Genomic DNA, 15,900 nt, shown 5'->3' on the forward strand with positions numbered 1-15,900 from the left:
AATAGAAAAAGTAAAAGGCTCTCATTCTAAGGAATGAGAGCCTTTTGTCGTTTCTAGTATTTCGTTACCCCAAGTAACAGCATAAGGGCTGCAATCGTCGGAACTGTAATGAAAATACCAGAGATCATGAACGCATTTGCCCAACCATGATCTTTATCCTTCATGTGCATAAAGAAGAATAACTGTAGAGCAAATTGAATCATGGCAAGAATCAAGATGAATGGAACAGCGAACGAACGTGGAACAATGTCCGCAGCTACAGCCATGAATGACATGAGTGTCAAGAAAATCATAAGAGCAAAAACAACAATTTGCTTACGAATTTCTTTTTTAATCTGGCGTTTCTCTTCATCTGTCATCGCACTTTTGTCAAACGATTGACTCAAATTATCTGCCATGTGATCAACCTCCTACTCCCATAAGATAAACGACAGTGAAGATAAATACCCACACTACGTCGATAAAATGCCAGTAAAGTCCAGCAACATAAAACTTAGGAGCATTTGTTAAAGTAATCCCGCTTTTTCTATAACGAACGAGCAGAACAATAATCCAGCTTAAACCAAATACTACGTGAGCACCGTGCAATCCAACAAGCGAATAGAATGCTGATGAAAATGCACTAGTTGAGAAGCCAAAATCATAATCAGTAACATAATGATGGAATTCATAGATCTCCATACCAAGGAAACCTAGACCTAATAATACGGTAATCCACATCCAAATCATCATCGCTTTGAAATTGTTTTTCTTCATGGCAAACATCGCCAACACACTTGTCAAACTACTTGTTAGTAGGAGCATCGTCATGATGAACACAAGTGGTAGTGCAACAATATCAGCTGCCGTTGGACCATCTGCAGTTCCGCCACGTAAGCCTAAGTAAGTACCAAAGAATGTTGCGAAAAGAATGGTTTCACCACCAAGGAAGAACCAGAAACCTAGGAATTTATTTTTCCCTTCAAGTGTAGCCCTCTCTGGGTGAGAAGGAAGACCTTTAGATGTATCTACTGCACCTGCCATTTCTTAGTTCCCTCCTTTCTTTAATTCCGCTAAATCAGCTTTCACTTGCTCAGCTGGAATGTGGTAACCATGATCTTCTTTCACAGAACGAACGAACATACAACCAAATGTAAGAGCTAAACCACCAATCGCAACGATCCATGGGCTAATGATTGGGTTATCCATTCCTAACATAATGAAACCAAAACCAGCGAAGAATAATCCAATAGACATAATTAAAGGCAAGATTGAACCGTTTGGCATATGAATATCCGTAACTGGTTCAGCAGGCTTCATTGTGCCATCGCCATGGATTTTTTCGTAGAATAATGGATCAAGTGAACGAACTTGCGGTGTTTGAGCAAAGTTGTACTCAGGTACCGGTGTTGGTGTTGCCCACTCAAGCGTACGAGCATCCCATGGGTCTGCTACCGTTACACGTTCACCCTTGAATGCAGAGTAGATAACGTTAACCACAAGAATGATTACAGCTACAGACATAAAGAATGTACCAATTGTACTGATAAAGTTAAACGCATCTAAACCTTGGTCGCCAAGGTATGTGTATACACGACGAGGCATACCCATTAAACCTAGGAAATGTTGAACAAAGAATGTTAAGTGGAAACCGATATAGAAGACCCAGAAGAAGATCTTACCAAGTGTTTCATTTAACATATGTCCAAACATTTTCGGATACCAATAGAATAGTCCTGCGAATAATGAAAGAACGATACCACCAACAATAATGTAGTGGAAGTGAGCTACAACAAAGTACGTATCATGGTACAAGTAATCAACAGGTGCCATAGCAAGCATGACCCCAGTAACCCCACCAAGAACGAACGTCGGAACGAATGAAGAAGCAAATAACATCGCTGTGTTAAATGTGATCTTCCCGCCCCACATTGTAAATAGCCAGTTGAATATTTTAATACCGGTCGGAACAGCAATGGTCATTGTTGCAATCGCAAAGATTGAGTTTGCAACAGGCCCCATACCAACTGTAAACATATGGTGAGCCCAAACCATGAATCCTAGGAAAGCAATGATCATCGTAGCGAATACCATCGCTGTGTAACCAAATAGACGCTTTCTTGAGAACGCTGGGATAACCTCAGAGATAATACCAAAAGCAGGTAACACTAGAATATATACCTCAGGGTGACCGAAAATCCAGAAAATATGTTGCCATAAAACGACGTTACCACCCATGCTTGGAATGAAGAATTGACCGTCAAACAGTCGATCGAGCATTAATAATGCAAGACCTGCAGCAAGTGGTGTAAAAGCAAATAAAATTAATGTAGATGAAATAAATGATGTCCATACGAATAATGGTAGGCGCATCATCGTCATACCAGGCGCACGCATATTTACGATTGTCACTAAGAAGTTAATCGCAGAAATTAGCGTACCAATACCAGAAACTTGAAGACCTAATACATAGAAATCAAGTCCTACTCCAGCATAATCACGACTCGAAAGTGGCACATACGCTGTCCATCCAGCATCTGGTGCACCACCAAAGAACCAACTCATACTTAGTAAAAGTCCACCAGAGAAGAAGATCCAGAACCCAAGCGCGTTGACAAATGGAAATGCAACGTCACGGGCACCGATTTGTAGTGGAATGACATAGTTCATAAATGCAAATAATAACGGTGTGGCTGCTAAAAATAGCATGATCGTACCGTGCATCGTAATGAATTCATTAAATGTTTGACCACTTAAGAAGTTCATTTCAGGATACATCAGCTGAATACGCATAAATAGCGCCATCACACCAGCTTTGACAAAGAAAAGTGTCCCCGCAATTAAATACATAATCGCAATCTTTTTGTGGTCAACTGTTGTTAACCAGTCCCAGATGACACTTTTTTCTTGTTTCTGTGTAGCCAATGGGTTAACCTCCTTCTAAATCGAGTTCGCTAGTCTTATTCCATTACTTTTAAAGAATCAAGATAAGCAATTAAAGCTTCCATGTCTTCATCGCTCATTTCAGGGAACGCAGGCATGTTATTACCTTGTTTAATAGATTCAGGATCACGAATCCACGCTTCAAGGTTCTCAGCATTGTACTCCAAGTAACCAGCAATTACTTCACGCTCACCAAAGTTTGTAAGTGTTGGACCAAGGTCTGATCCCATTCCACCGACAGCGTGACATCCGATACAGCTTTGCTCTTCGAATACTTCACGACCTTGATTTGCAAGCGTTTCTGTTGGTGCTTCGACTTCTTCTTGCATGCCAGCAACCCATGCATCATACTCATCACGCTCAAGCGCAATTAGTTTAAAGTCCATTAATGCATGTGAAGGACCACATAACTCCGCACACTTACCTTTAAATGTTCCAGGCTCGTCTGCTTCTAACCACATGTGGTTTGTAATTCCAGGAACCGTATCAAGCTTACCACCTAATGCTGGTACCCAGAATGAGTGTTGAACGTCTGAAGCATGAAGTTCAAAAATAACTTTCTCCCCTACTGGAATGTAAACATCTTGCCCAGCAGTGAATCCTTCATCTTCATAGTCAAACTGCCACCAATATTGATGACCTGTTACTGTGATATAGACAGTATCATCACCAATTTCTGGATCTGGCTCCTTATCTGCAAACATAAATGTACCTGTAATCGTAGGTACAGCTAAAATTACTAGAAGGAGAATCGGGATGACTGTCCATGTGATTTCAAGTGCCGTGCTCCCGTGAACTTGCTTAGGGATCTCATCGTCACCAGGCTTGCGACGGTATTTTGCAAGAATGATGAAAAAGATTGCAAATACGACAATACTCACAAGGGCCATGACAATTAAAGAAAGAATCATATTATCATAAATCCATTGTGACTGTGGACCCTTGGGATCAAGAGCCGTTAGGTTTTCTTCCCCTAAACACCCCGTCAAAAATAGGGCTAAAAAGGAAAGAGGTAGAAAACGCGATGCTGTTTTCCAAAGTTTCATCTGACAATCCAACCTCACTTTCGTCAAGTAGTCATAACTACATAAAAATATTTATCATCAAAAATTCATTTTTCAAACGCATACACGTTTAAAGATGAACAATGACCATAAGAACAAATAGAATCGTTAAATAATTTAACGAATACACAAACATTAGCCTTGCCCACTTAATGTCATCTTTCATCTTAAATCCTGCGATTCCGAGTGCTAACCAACCTACACCAAGAATAGCTGCGACGACTGTGTAGACAATTCCAAAAGGATAAAGCATCAACGAAACTGGTAATAAGGCCGCAACATAGACCACCATTTGTCGTTTCGTCATTTCAAACCCTGCCACAACTGGTAACATTGGAATCCCAGCTGCTCGGTACTCTTCCACACGCTTCATAGCTAGAGCTAAGAAATGTGGTGGTTGCCAGAAAAACATAATAAAGAAAAGCAACCAAGCATACATATGCAGACTTCCATCAATAGCTGCCCAACCAATTAATGGCGGAACGGCACCTGAGAAACTTCCGACAATCGTGTTAAGCGTTGTCGTTCTCTTTGTCCACATCGTATAGAGTACGACGTAAATAAATAATCCAATGATCCCAATAACAGCTGCAGTTGGCGTTGTAAGCGCTAAGAAGAATATCCCTAAAGCAGCCTGAGAAAGACCAACTAACAACACATGCTTTGCACTGAAACGTCCTGTAACTGTTGGACGCTCTTTTGTCCGCTCCATCAAATGATCGATATCGCGGTCAATGTAATTGTTCAACGTGCAACCACCAGCCATGACAAGTGCAGCTCCTAAAAGCCCAAATATCATTGTGCCTAGGTGCATCGTAAACACAGTGCCTGTATAAACAATTGCCAAATAGATACCGGCAAAGGTTGTAATTAAGTTAGATGTAACAATCCCCTGCTTCGCTAACACGAGATAGTCTTTCCATGATTTTTGCTGATCGTCAGCAACTGATGAATCTGGACCAGCTTCGATTACATCTGAAACATCGATGACTGAGTTCGTCTTATTCATCAAATCTTCACCCCCTTTGTAGAATGAAACAAATACTATAGACATTTCTACAAAAATAAAATTAGGTTCGTTTACCTCACCTAATATCTGTCACATACACATTATATCTCAAAATCTACTTTGTTTCAGCATTTTCACGAGTTTCACATTTTCTTCACATTTACTATGAGTCATAAAATATTCACTCGGATGAAATTGACTTTTATTTGCTTTGTTTTTAAGATCAAGTAGAGACTAATGCTTATTTACTTGCTTACTCTAGCATAAATTTCGACATTTTTATAGAAGGAAAGGTGAATAAAGTGCACAAATGGTTAAAAATTTATAGTGTCATCACCTCAATTGGCCTCCTCATTGTACTTATACAAGGTGCCCTCGTCACTAAGACAGGCTCAGGAGAAGGGTGTGGAGCAACGTGGCCACTTTGCTTTGGTGAGGTTATTCCTACCACCCCTGCCATTGAAACAATCATTGAATACAGTCACAGAATTGTTTCTGGACTAGTAGGGGCGATGATTATTGTTCTAGCTTTTTGGGCTTGGAAGCAACTCAAGCATATTCGAGAAACAAAAACGTTCTCGATCGCATCTGTTATCTTAATTATTTTCCAAGGGTTACTCGGAGCTGGAGCCGTCGTATTCGGTCAATCAAAAGCGATTTTAGCCCTACATTTCGGTATCTCAGCGATGTCTTTAGCTTCCGTTGTTTTACTCACGATTCTTGCATTTGAAGATGGTAAGGAACAAAAAGTAGCACCTAGAGTCACAAAGGGTTACAAATATTATCTCTTCTTTGTTATCACTTATTGTTACGCAGTTATTTATTCAGGAGCGTACGTAAAACATTCAGAAGCGACTCTAGCCTGCTCTGGTTTCCCTTTATGTAACGGACAACTATTTCCGGGATTATCTGGTCCAATCGGTGCTCATTATTTCCATAGAGTCGTTGGAACGATTCTCTTAGTTTTCCTTATCATCCTAATGACTTGGACAATCAAGCGTTACAAACATGAACATGTACTCTTATGGACAAGCATTCTAGCGGTCGTTTTGGTCATTGGACAATTTGCGAGTGGAATCTCTGTTGTATTTACTCAAAATGCCTTATCTGTTGGACTCATCCACGCGTTAATTATTTCTGTTCTTTTTTCCACACTCTCTTATATGGCGATGATTCTGACAAGAGCAAAGTCAATTTCATAAAAAAAATGACAGCAAAATTGCTGTCATTTTTTTATTTTAACCAGTTTCACTAACTATATACTTACTCTCCATCCTTAAAGAGTGAAATAGCTTTTTTTCTTTGAATACTATGATCTACTGTTGGTGCTGGATAGTCTTCGTTTATAACGCAATGATAGTTTTCCTGCTCATCTCTATCCATTTTCCAAGGTTCATGAATATATTTATCAGGAACTTTATTTAATTCTGGGAGGTAGTGGCGAATGTACACACCTTGTTCGTCAAAACGCTTTGACTGTGTAATCGGGTTAAAGATTCGAAAGTAAGGTACAGGATCAGTACCTACAGAGGCTGCCCACTGCCAGCCCCCGATGTTTGAAGAGGCATCATAATCAATCAGCATTTCTTCAAAATAACGTTCACCTAAGCGCCAGTCTAATAGGTAATCTTTTGTTAAGAATGACGCTGTAATCATTCTCATTCGGTTATGCATCCAACCTTCTTTTCTTAATTGTCGCATCGCTGCATCAACGATCGGAAAACCAGTCTGGCCCAACTTCCATTGTTCGAGTCGCTCTTCCTCTTGTCCCCATTTGATCTCCCGGTAGCGGCTCATCACTTCTTTTTCCTTGCTCTTTGGATGATAAAAATGAATCATTCGGTAAAAGTCTCTCCACGCTAATTCGCTTATGTAAACATCAGCACTATGACTATTCGCCTCAGATTCTATCACATGATGAAAGACTGACCGTACCGATAACACACCTGTTTTTAAGTATGGAGATAGTCGACTCGTTCCCACGATGCCTGGATAATCACGATGGCGCTCATACTCACTTAATCTCTCATCAATAAAAGTTTGAAGCCGTTGGATCGCATGACTTTCTCCGATTGCACCCCACGTACACTTACACGATGAAACGATTAGATTAAATAATTCCTCTGCTTTGTCGTCAATCACCTCAGATTTTAGTAGATAAGCTTGAATAATTTTAGTAGAGAGACTACGTGGCACTCTCTTTTGCTCACTTCTCCATGCTTTATAATAAGGCGTAAACACTTTATATGGGTGACCGTCTTTTTTTAATACTTGATCTGGAGTCGTCAAATAAGCATCTTCAAAACGATAGATCGGAATATTACGCGTTGCTAAATACTCTTCTGCCGCATCATCACGCTTACATCCCTCGCCTACTCGATCGTCATTAACAAACACTCCATCAAGATCATTATGTTTATAGAGGACTGCCTCTAGTGCTTCTTCAATCTCCCCTGTTACAATATGAAGGTCTCCTCCGAGCTCTTGTAGCTTTTTCTTAAAGTCCAAGACTGTCTGAAAAAAATAATCATGATGTATCGGTGTCGCGTCAGCTGTTTTAGGATCTAAATAAAAAAAGGCAAACCATTTGCCATTCGCTAGTTTGACTTGTTCAACTGCTTCATTTAATGCTGTTTGATCATGAAAGCGAAAATCTCTTCTAAACCAAACCGCTACTTTCTTATGCATAACAATCACTCCGTATAGTACAAAATAAGTACAATATCTACACAAACATCATACAATAAGGGAGTAAGCAGCACAAGATTAAGAGGCTGAATTGTAAGTAATTACAATTCAGCCTCTTATAATTATTATTCCTTCATCTCAATCAGTAAATCACCTGTTAAAATTGGTTCTCCATCTTGTACGAAGACTTCTTTTATCTCTCCATCAAACACTGCCTGAACTGTTGTTTCCATTTTCATCGCTTCGGTAATCATTAAATGATCACCCTTTTTAACTTTAGCACCCTTTTTCACAAGAGTTTTTACGACGGTTCCAGGCATCGATGCACCAATTTGATTCGGATTGTCTTTGTCCACTTTTGGCCGTGCAATAGTCGTTGTAGCTACGTTTAAATCTTTAATCACAACTTCACGTGGTTGACCATTTAATTCAAAGTAGACAATTCTTGTCCCATCTTCATGGGGTTTAGAGAGAGAAATAAATTTCACAATTAACGTCTTCCCTTTTTCAATCTCTACTTCAATCTCTTCCCCTAGTCGCATACCGTAGAAGAATGTTAACGTATCCAGAACGGACACATCTCCAAATTGACTACGGAAACTTTCAAAATCTGTAAATACTTTCGGATACAGAGCATATGAAAGCATGTCATGACTTGTCACTTGTCGATCAAGCTGCTTAAAGAGTTTTTCTTTGATCTCTTGGAAATCAACTGGATCCATACTCTCACTCGGTCTACCTTCTATCGGTGTTCGACCTTTTAAGATTAATTTCTGAAGCTTCTCAGGGAAACCTTGATACGGTTGTCCTAATTGACCTTCAAAAAATTCAACGACGGAATCAGGAAAATCAAGCGACTCACCACGAGTATATACAGCTTCTTCATTTAAATCATTTTGAACCATGTACAATGCCATATCACCGACAATTTTAGATGATGGAGTGACTTTTACAACATCTCCAAACATGTCATTAACAGTACGGTACATCTTCTTTACTTCATTCCATCGAGCTTCTAAGCCAACTGCTTTCGCTTGCTGTTGAAGATTGCTATATTGACCGCCGGGCATTTCATGTTCGTATACTTCTGTGTGGGGTGCGTTCATGCCACTTTCAAACCCAGCATAATATTTACGTGTACCTTCCCAGAATTCCCCAAGCTCTTCTAACGCTTTAATGTCTACGTTCGGCTTACGCGCCGAATCACTTAAAGCGTAGTAAAGACTGTTTGCACTTGGCTGAGATGTTAGGCCAGCCATAGAGCCTACCGCAACATCGACAATGTCGACTCCTGCATCAATCGCTCTAGCATAGGTAAATAAGCCATTTCCACTCGTGTCATGGGTATGCAAATGAATTGGAATATCAATTGTTTCTTTAAGAGTTGAAATAAGTTGGTACGCTGCTTCAGGCTTTAACAGTCCAGCCATATCTTTAATTCCAAGTATATGGGCACCCGAATTTTCTAATTCTTTAGCAAGCTTTTTATAGTATTCTAAATCATATTTAGGCCGCGCAGAATCTAAAATGTCACCTGTATAGCACATAGCTGCTTCAGCAATCTTGTTTTGATTACGTACTGATTCAATCGTCAGCTTCATGCCCTCGACCCAGTTTAAACTATCAAAGATCCTGAATACATCAATGCCTGCATGGCTTGACTTAGCTACAAATTCCTCTATCACATTGTCTGGATAGTTCTTATATCCGACAGCATTGGACGCACGAAGTAGCATTTGGAACAATACATTTGGAGATTGTTTACGAAGCGTTAGCAATCGTTCCCAAGGATCTTCATGTAAAAAGCGCATCGCCACATCAAAAGTTGCGCCACCCCACATTTCCATTGAGAACAGATTTGGAACCATACGTGAAGTTGGTTCTGCGATTCTTTTTAAATCATGTGTTCGAACGCGTGTTGCAAGCAACGATTGGTGAGCATCGCGGAATGTCGTATCCGTTAATAATACTTCTTTTTGTTCCTTTACCCATTTCGCTAATGCAACTGGTCCTTCTTGGTCTAGCATTTGCTTTGTGCCACTTGGGATAGGATCTGTTAATTTTAATTTAGGGACAGGAGGCAGATCAAGAACAGGCTTGTTTCCTTTTTCGAGTCCTGGGTAACCATTAACAATCGTTTCACCAATAAAGGATAGCATTTTCGTTCCACGGTCTTTTCGTTTCGGGAAAACAAAGAGTTCAGGTGTCGTATCAATAAATGATGTATTATATTGTCCATTTAGAAAACGCGGATGCTGAACAACATTTTCTAAGAATGCAATATTCGTCATAATTCCACGAATTCGGAACTCCCGTAAATTGCGTAGCATTTTTGCTGCTGCATTTTCAAATGTTAGTGCCCATGTCGATACTTTCACTAATAAAGAGTCGTAATAAGGAGTGATGACAGCGCCTTGGAATCCGTTACCAGCATCCAGTCGCACGCCAAACCCTCCACCTGTACGATAAGCATTAATTCGACCAGTGTCAGGCATAAATCCATTGCTAGGATCTTCTGTCGTCACACGTGATTGGATCGCATACCCGTTACAAACGACATCTTCTTGCTTTGGTATACCTAATAAAGGACTATGTAGCTCTTCTCCATTTGCAATCATTAATTGTGATTGAACAATGTCTACACCAGTGACCATTTCAGTAATGGTATGTTCCACTTGAACGCGAGGGTTTACTTCAATAAAGTAAAATTCTCCATCATCAGTCACTAAAAACTCGACCGTTCCAGCATTAACATATCCTACATTCACCATCAATTGAACTGCTGCCGCACAAATGCGCTCGCGAAGCTCTATGTCTAATGACACACTCGGAGCAATTTCAACGACTTTCTGATGTCTTCGTTGAACAGAACAATCTCGATCATATAAGTGAATCGTATGACCATGCTTGTCTGCTAGAATCTGAACTTCAATATGTTTTGGATTCTCAATGAATTTCTCGACATAGACTTCATCATTCCCGAAGGCTGATTTCGCTTCTGACTTTGCTCGCTCATAGGATTCTTTCATTTCTGATTCGGAGCGAACAATACGCATTCCTCGGCCGCCTCCACCTAAGGATGCCTTAATAATAAATGGATACCCATTCTCATCACCGAATTGTTTCACGTCTTCTAAACTTAATACAGTTCCATCACTTCCGGGGATGACAGGAAGATTCGCTTTAATGGCTTGTTCTCTAGCCTGAACCTTATCACCGAACATTATGAGGTGCTCGAGTTCTGGGCCAATAAAAATGATGCCTTCCTCGCTACAACGAGTCGCAAAATCAATATTTTCAGATAAGAAACCATAGCCTGGATGAATCGCATCAACATCATGCAGTTTCGCTACTTCGATAATATTTTCAATATCTAAGTATGCATCAATGGGCTTTTTTCCTTCGCCAACCAAATATGCCTCATCTGCTTTGTACCTGTGGTAAGCACCTGTGTCCTCTTTAGAATATATAGCCACAGTACGTATATGTAGTTCTGTACATGCTCGGAAAATCCTAATTGCAATTTCACCACGATTTGCCACCAATACTTTTTTAATGTTTGATAAACCATTCATTGATCTTTTCCTCCGCTCTACTCCGTATTCTCTCTAGAAGTGATGCTCTTACTCCGTACTTCTAGTATAGAGAAATTTTCATTCAGATTGCAAACAATTTTTCGACAGTTCTAAGTAGTCTATTAATTAAAAGCGCTTACATTATTGCGTGATTTATAATTTTGCGTGTTCCACAAAAAAGAGCCAAGCTACATTTAGATAGCTTGGCCTTTTTTATTTACGTAATGATGCTTCATGAAGGTCGGCTAATTTACGTTCTAATTCATTTAGTAACTTCTTACCTTCATCTTCCGAAACAAGCTCAAGGCGAATGGCAAAGTCAATTTCTTTAGACAAGCCAAACATCTGTGTATCTAACACCTCTTCATATAGAGGACACTGTGGCATCGTTAAATTTTCCATCTGCACTTGAATCAATTGTTGGATTTTTTCTGCATCAGATTTTAGAAGGGCATATGCTCGTTCATTATGTCCTGTCACCATGTCTTCAGACACGCTGTCCCCTCCTTACAAATTAAGGTCCTTGTCATTAATAGTATCTTTTTAGTTGAAAAATTGCAATGGTTTTACACGTCTTTAACTGATTTAATTGCAAATGATTTTCAACCTCGATTAAAAAATACTTAACTCATAATGACTAGATAAGGCCTCCAGCAGTTTCATTCCAGCAACACTATTTCCTTTTTCATCTAGCGCGGGACCGTAAATTCCAATTCCAATACCGTTTGGCACAGCACAAACAATCCCACCTGATACTCCGCTTTTAGCCGGAATGCCAACTCGTATCGCAAACTCTCCAGATGAGTTGTACATCCCACAAGTCACCATAAAAGTTTTTACAAGCCGTGATATTTCAAAAGGAATAATACGAACACCGTTTTCATCTTGTCCCCCGTTAGCTAATACATATCCTATTTTAGCTAGATCATCACAATTCACTTCAATCGCACACTGTTTCGTATAAAAATCAAGCAACTCGTCTACATCTTCATTAATGATTCCATGCTGCCTCATAAAATAACAAAGTGATCGATTTAAAAAAGCTGTATTAAACTCAGACTGAGCGACTTCTCTGTTGTATGTAACACTAGCTCGTCCACTCATCTTTCTTACTAACTGTAATAGCCGTTCTAAACGGATATCAGTTGAGTCTCCATGAATTAAATGGCTAACTGCAAGTGCCCCAGCATTAATCATCGGATTTAGCGGTTTGGAAACATGAGATTCTAGTTTGGTAATGGAATTATAAGGGTCCCCTGTCGGTTCCATCCCTACCTTCTTAAAAACAGCTTCTTCTCCATGATCTATTAGCGCAAGTGCAAGAGTTAGTACTTTTGATATGCTTTGTAATGTGAACATTTCCGTTTCATGACCAGCAGAAAAACATGTTCCTTGACCGTTATAAATAGAAACAGCGAGCGTTGATGAGTCCGCTTTGGCTAACGCTGGAATGTAATCTGCTACTTTCCCATTTAACGTAAAAGGACGAACATTCTCAACAATTTTCTTTAATTGATCTCCGTACTCACATACCATACCACTCACTCCATTACTCCATTTACTCTTAGCATAACCAAATGTGACAAAAACATCGGTACCCTTTATACTTGGTAAAGATTGAAGCTGATAGGAGGAAGATATGATGGAGGAATTTGTTTTTTTTATAGAAGGAAAAGTTGATCATCCGTTAACCATTGATCCGACTGTATGGATTTTTGATGAGCGCAAAGTTGATCTTACTACATATTTTACAGAAGAAAAGACTACGGTGGATGAAGTTACCGCTTACACTAAAGCAATCTCAGCACAGTGGGATAAAGAAATTACCGAGGGGTCTGCTCCGCCCAACCCAAACTCAAATGACAATAAGCTATCATACAATAAAAAAGAATTAACTACCGGGTCATTCGGTATGCCCTTAGCTCCTTTTTTAAGTCATTCCAAACCCCATGAAGAGATGCGTGAAGTGGTGATCGAGTGCGCACAAAAAGAAGATATTATCGTCCCGTATGAAGTTGCTACCTCGATGATTGTAGGCTTCTCGCAGAACGGTAAACCATTGCGCGATACTGGTCCAGTTCATCTTTACTATGGTGATGGCTCAAACCTTAATAGCCCAATTACTCATGTTACACGCTTGCGTTTAAAATAGTATCTCTAAAATTCCTAACCCCGCTAAAGATCTTTAGCGGGGTTAGAGGCGATACTTAGAGTAAGTCCGCCGCCAATTGAGCAAGTCCTGAGCGCTCCCCTTTTACAAGTTTTACATGACCACTAACTGTCTGGTCTTTAAACTTCTCAACAACGTAGGTTAGTCCGTTATTGTATTCATCTAAATAGGGGTGATCGATTTGTTGAGGATCGCCCATTAATACAATTTTACTGCGCTCTCCAACTCTAGTTAAGATCGTTTTCACTTCATGTTTTGTTAAATTTTGTGCTTCGTCAATTATGATAAATTGATCAGGAATACTTCTGCCGCGAATATACGTAAGCGCCTCTACTTGAATGGAACCCATTCCGGCTAAAATCTGATCGATCTCACCTGGCTTCTTTGTGTTAAATAAAAATTCTAAGTTATCATAGATCGGCTGCATCCATGGTCTAAGCTTCTCTTCCTTCTCCCCTGGTAAATAGCCAAGGTCTTTGCCTAGAGGTACAATGGGTCTTGCCACTACTAATTTCTTGTAAATCCCCATATCCTCTGTCTGCATAAGACCAGCTGCGAGTGACAACAACGTTTTACCCGTACCAGCTTTACCAATCATGGTTACGAGACTAATATCATCTCTTAACAGTAATTCAAAAGCCATTCGTTGTTGAACATTTCTCGGCCTAATCCCCCATACTTGATCAGGATCACTAACAAATGGTTTGACTTTTTTCCCGTCTGGTTCTACTTTGCCTAATGCTGAACCCGATCCACCAAGCGCATCTTTCATGATAATAAATTGATGCGGATAAAATGGATGCTTGGTCAATTCAGAGATAGGTAGCTCCCCTTGTGTATAAAAACGTTTCATGACATCTGCGTCAACATAGATTTCAACATATCCTGGATAGACAGAATCAAATTCCACCACACGGTCACTCAAGAAATCTTCAGCAGCTAAGCCCAACGCATCTGCTTTTACTCGGACGAGTGCATCCTTACTGACTAAGATGACTTGCCTACCATTAGGAAGTTCTTGTTCCTCGAGCATCAAGTTTAATGCGACCGCTATAATCCGGTTATCATTTGACATCTCTGCAAAAGAATCCTTTAATCGTTGAAAAGACTTATGATTCAACTCTACTCGAAGTTTGCCGCCTCCTCGCTCAATTGGTACCCCTTCATGTAACTTACCCTTCGTCCTAAAATTATCTATAAGCTTCGAGAAATGTCGCGCATTTCTTCCTACCTCATCCATGTATCTTTTTTTCGAATCAACTTCTTCTAAAACAACGGCTGGAATTACCACTTCATTTTCCTCAAAAGAAAAAATAGAGTGTGGGTCCTGTAGTAGTACGTTTGTATCTAAAACGTAGATTTTATTCAACATTCCGCCTCCTGACCAAGTATCGTTACGCTGCTTACTGATAAACTATGCTTTTAATCATCATAGTGTCCTTTAAAATGGCTAGATAAATAATGCTTACTCACTATTCACTATATGTAATAAGATGACAAGTTAGACGAAGAATCTATGACATTGGCGCAATTGTCTTTATCCAGTGTGTACTCATATCTATTTTTATACAAAAAAAACGACTTACACATAATGTAAGTCGTTTTTCATGGGAAGATTTCTACACTTGCTTTAGCGCGTCCATTACTTGCTTATCGAGCTTTGTGGCAGCATCGTGATCATAGGTTTTGTCGTACTCCGGATTCTGAACGATCTTTGCACCGTAAAACATCACATCTCGTACTTCTGTAACATCAATTTCAATTAATGATAATTTTAATGGAACACTTTCCATCTTCTCGACAGCCACGTTTGCCTTTCCGGAAATTGAATAAGTTGAACCGTTACCGATGACAGTTAAGACTACTCCCGGTTGCGCCAAAATATTTGTGATAATACGAGAGCGCTTGTCGATTGCAAACCTGACTTTTTTACTAGTTGGTGCATATACCCATGAAATTGCATTCACTGTTGGCGTGGTCGTCTCGTGATCAACCGTCGCTAAGTTTACATACCGTTCCTTTTGTAGGAGTGGTAACAACTCACTTGTAATTTCATGCTCTACTTGATTAGCCAAAGTCATCCCCCCATTTAATGTAATATCCTCACACTTATACTATACCTAGTTTAAACGATTTTTAAAACTTGTTTCTTTTTCACCCTTTGACCTTTACAATAGAGTATAAGCCAATAGACAACCTTTACGAAAGATATGATAGAGAAAACTACTTAAGAAGGATAGGAGTTGATTTTTTTGCGCGTTAAATGTGTACTTTGTGATAAAATCGACAAAATCGACGATCAACTACCATTAGCAAAACGGTTACGCAACCGTCCTATTCACACGTATATGTGTGAAAGTTGTGACGAGCGAATACGCGAGAGAACAATGGAGCGTCAAGCAACAGGTCAATTCACATTAACTTTTAAAGCACAAAAAGAAAGCGAGTGGTAATCATTACTGATCCACTCGC

At 39.7% G+C, this 15,900-nt stretch carries 14 protein-coding genes; 3 read left to right on the top strand and 11 right to left on the bottom strand.

Going from position 1 to position 15,900, the window contains the following annotated elements; genetic code table 11:
• Positions 1 to 53: 53 nt before the first annotated feature.
• The 5 genes from CDZ88_RS09525 to cyoE form a co-directional block, all read right to left on the bottom strand.
• Complete coding sequence (locus CDZ88_RS09525) at positions 54 to 398, bottom strand: cytochrome C oxidase subunit IV family protein (protein ID WP_100373330.1); 345 nt, start codon at positions 396 to 398, stop codon at positions 54 to 56.
• Between the two features lie 4 nt (positions 399 to 402).
• Entirely contained in the window at positions 403 to 1,023 is a 621-nt protein-coding gene (locus tag CDZ88_RS09530; RefSeq protein WP_100373331.1) for a cytochrome (ubi)quinol oxidase subunit III, read from the bottom strand.
• Between the two features lie 3 nt (positions 1,024 to 1,026).
• Positions 1,027 to 2,904 carry a cytochrome c oxidase subunit I gene (gene ctaD, locus CDZ88_RS09535; RefSeq protein WP_100373332.1) on the bottom strand — a complete coding sequence of 626 codons (1,878 nt, stop codon included), beginning with the start codon at positions 2,902 to 2,904 and terminating at the stop codon, positions 1,027 to 1,029.
• Between the two features lie 35 nt (positions 2,905 to 2,939).
• Positions 2,940 to 3,968: a cytochrome c oxidase subunit II gene (gene coxB, locus CDZ88_RS09540; RefSeq protein WP_100373333.1), complete on the bottom strand. Its 1,029-nt coding sequence runs from the start codon at positions 3,966 to 3,968 to the stop codon at positions 2,940 to 2,942.
• An 88-nt stretch (positions 3,969 to 4,056) separates the two neighbouring features.
• Positions 4,057 to 4,995: a heme o synthase gene (gene cyoE, locus CDZ88_RS09545; protein ID WP_100373334.1), complete on the bottom strand. Its 939-nt coding sequence runs from the start codon at positions 4,993 to 4,995 to the stop codon at positions 4,057 to 4,059.
• Between the two features lie 302 nt (positions 4,996 to 5,297).
• Here cyoE and CDZ88_RS09550 point away from each other — a divergent pair, with 302 nt between their 5' ends.
• Complete coding sequence (locus CDZ88_RS09550) at positions 5,298 to 6,197, top strand: COX15/CtaA family protein (RefSeq protein WP_100373335.1); 900 nt, start codon at positions 5,298 to 5,300, stop codon at positions 6,195 to 6,197.
• Between the two features lie 61 nt (positions 6,198 to 6,258).
• Here the strand turns inward: CDZ88_RS09550 and CDZ88_RS09555 are convergent, their stop codons facing one another.
• The 4 genes from CDZ88_RS09555 to glsA form a co-directional block, all read right to left on the bottom strand.
• Complete coding sequence (locus tag CDZ88_RS09555) at positions 6,259 to 7,683, bottom strand: cryptochrome/photolyase family protein (RefSeq protein ID WP_100373336.1); 1,425 nt, start codon at positions 7,681 to 7,683, stop codon at positions 6,259 to 6,261.
• Positions 7,684 to 7,808: 125 nt separating this feature from the next.
• Positions 7,809 to 11,258 carry a pyruvate carboxylase gene (gene pyc / locus CDZ88_RS09560; protein WP_100373337.1) on the bottom strand — a complete coding sequence of 1,150 codons (3,450 nt, stop codon included), beginning with the start codon at positions 11,256 to 11,258 and terminating at the stop codon, positions 7,809 to 7,811.
• A 213-nt stretch (positions 11,259 to 11,471) separates the two neighbouring features.
• Complete coding sequence (locus CDZ88_RS09565) at positions 11,472 to 11,741, bottom strand: Fpa/YlaN family protein (protein ID WP_442857119.1); 270 nt, start codon at positions 11,739 to 11,741, stop codon at positions 11,472 to 11,474.
• 129 nt (positions 11,742 to 11,870) lie between these two features.
• The gene (gene glsA, locus CDZ88_RS09570; protein WP_100373339.1) at positions 11,871 to 12,794 is read right to left on the bottom strand and encodes a glutaminase A; all 924 of its coding nucleotides are present in this window, start codon (positions 12,792 to 12,794) and stop codon (positions 11,871 to 11,873) included.
• Positions 12,795 to 12,900: 106 nt separating this feature from the next.
• Between glsA and CDZ88_RS09575 the strand changes: the two genes are divergently transcribed.
• Complete coding sequence (locus CDZ88_RS09575; protein WP_100373340.1) at positions 12,901 to 13,410, top strand: hypothetical protein; 510 nt, start codon at positions 12,901 to 12,903, stop codon at positions 13,408 to 13,410.
• Positions 13,411 to 13,465: 55 nt separating this feature from the next.
• Here CDZ88_RS09575 and CDZ88_RS09580 read toward each other — a convergent pair whose 3' ends face one another.
• Together CDZ88_RS09580 and CDZ88_RS09585 are read right to left on the bottom strand one after the other, a co-directional pair.
• On the bottom strand, positions 13,466 to 14,797 hold the full coding sequence (locus tag CDZ88_RS09580) for a PhoH family protein (RefSeq protein ID WP_100373341.1): 1,332 nt from the start codon (positions 14,795 to 14,797) through the stop codon (positions 13,466 to 13,468).
• Positions 14,798 to 15,047: 250 nt separating this feature from the next.
• Complete coding sequence (locus CDZ88_RS09585) at positions 15,048 to 15,503, bottom strand: pyridoxamine 5'-phosphate oxidase family protein (protein ID WP_100373342.1); 456 nt, start codon at positions 15,501 to 15,503, stop codon at positions 15,048 to 15,050.
• A gap of 177 nt (positions 15,504 to 15,680) precedes the next feature.
• On the opposite strand from CDZ88_RS09585, the gene CDZ88_RS09590 reads away from it, so the two are divergent.
• Positions 15,681 to 15,881, top strand: coding sequence for a YlaI family protein (locus tag CDZ88_RS09590; RefSeq protein WP_100373343.1), 201 nt, complete (start codon positions 15,681 to 15,683; stop codon positions 15,879 to 15,881).
• Positions 15,882 to 15,900: the final 19 nt, after the last annotated feature.

The sequence above is a fragment of the Bacillus sp. FJAT-45037 genome (genome assembly GCF_002797325.1).
Lineage (GTDB): Bacteria > Bacillota > Bacilli > Bacillales > Bacillaceae_D > Alkalihalophilus.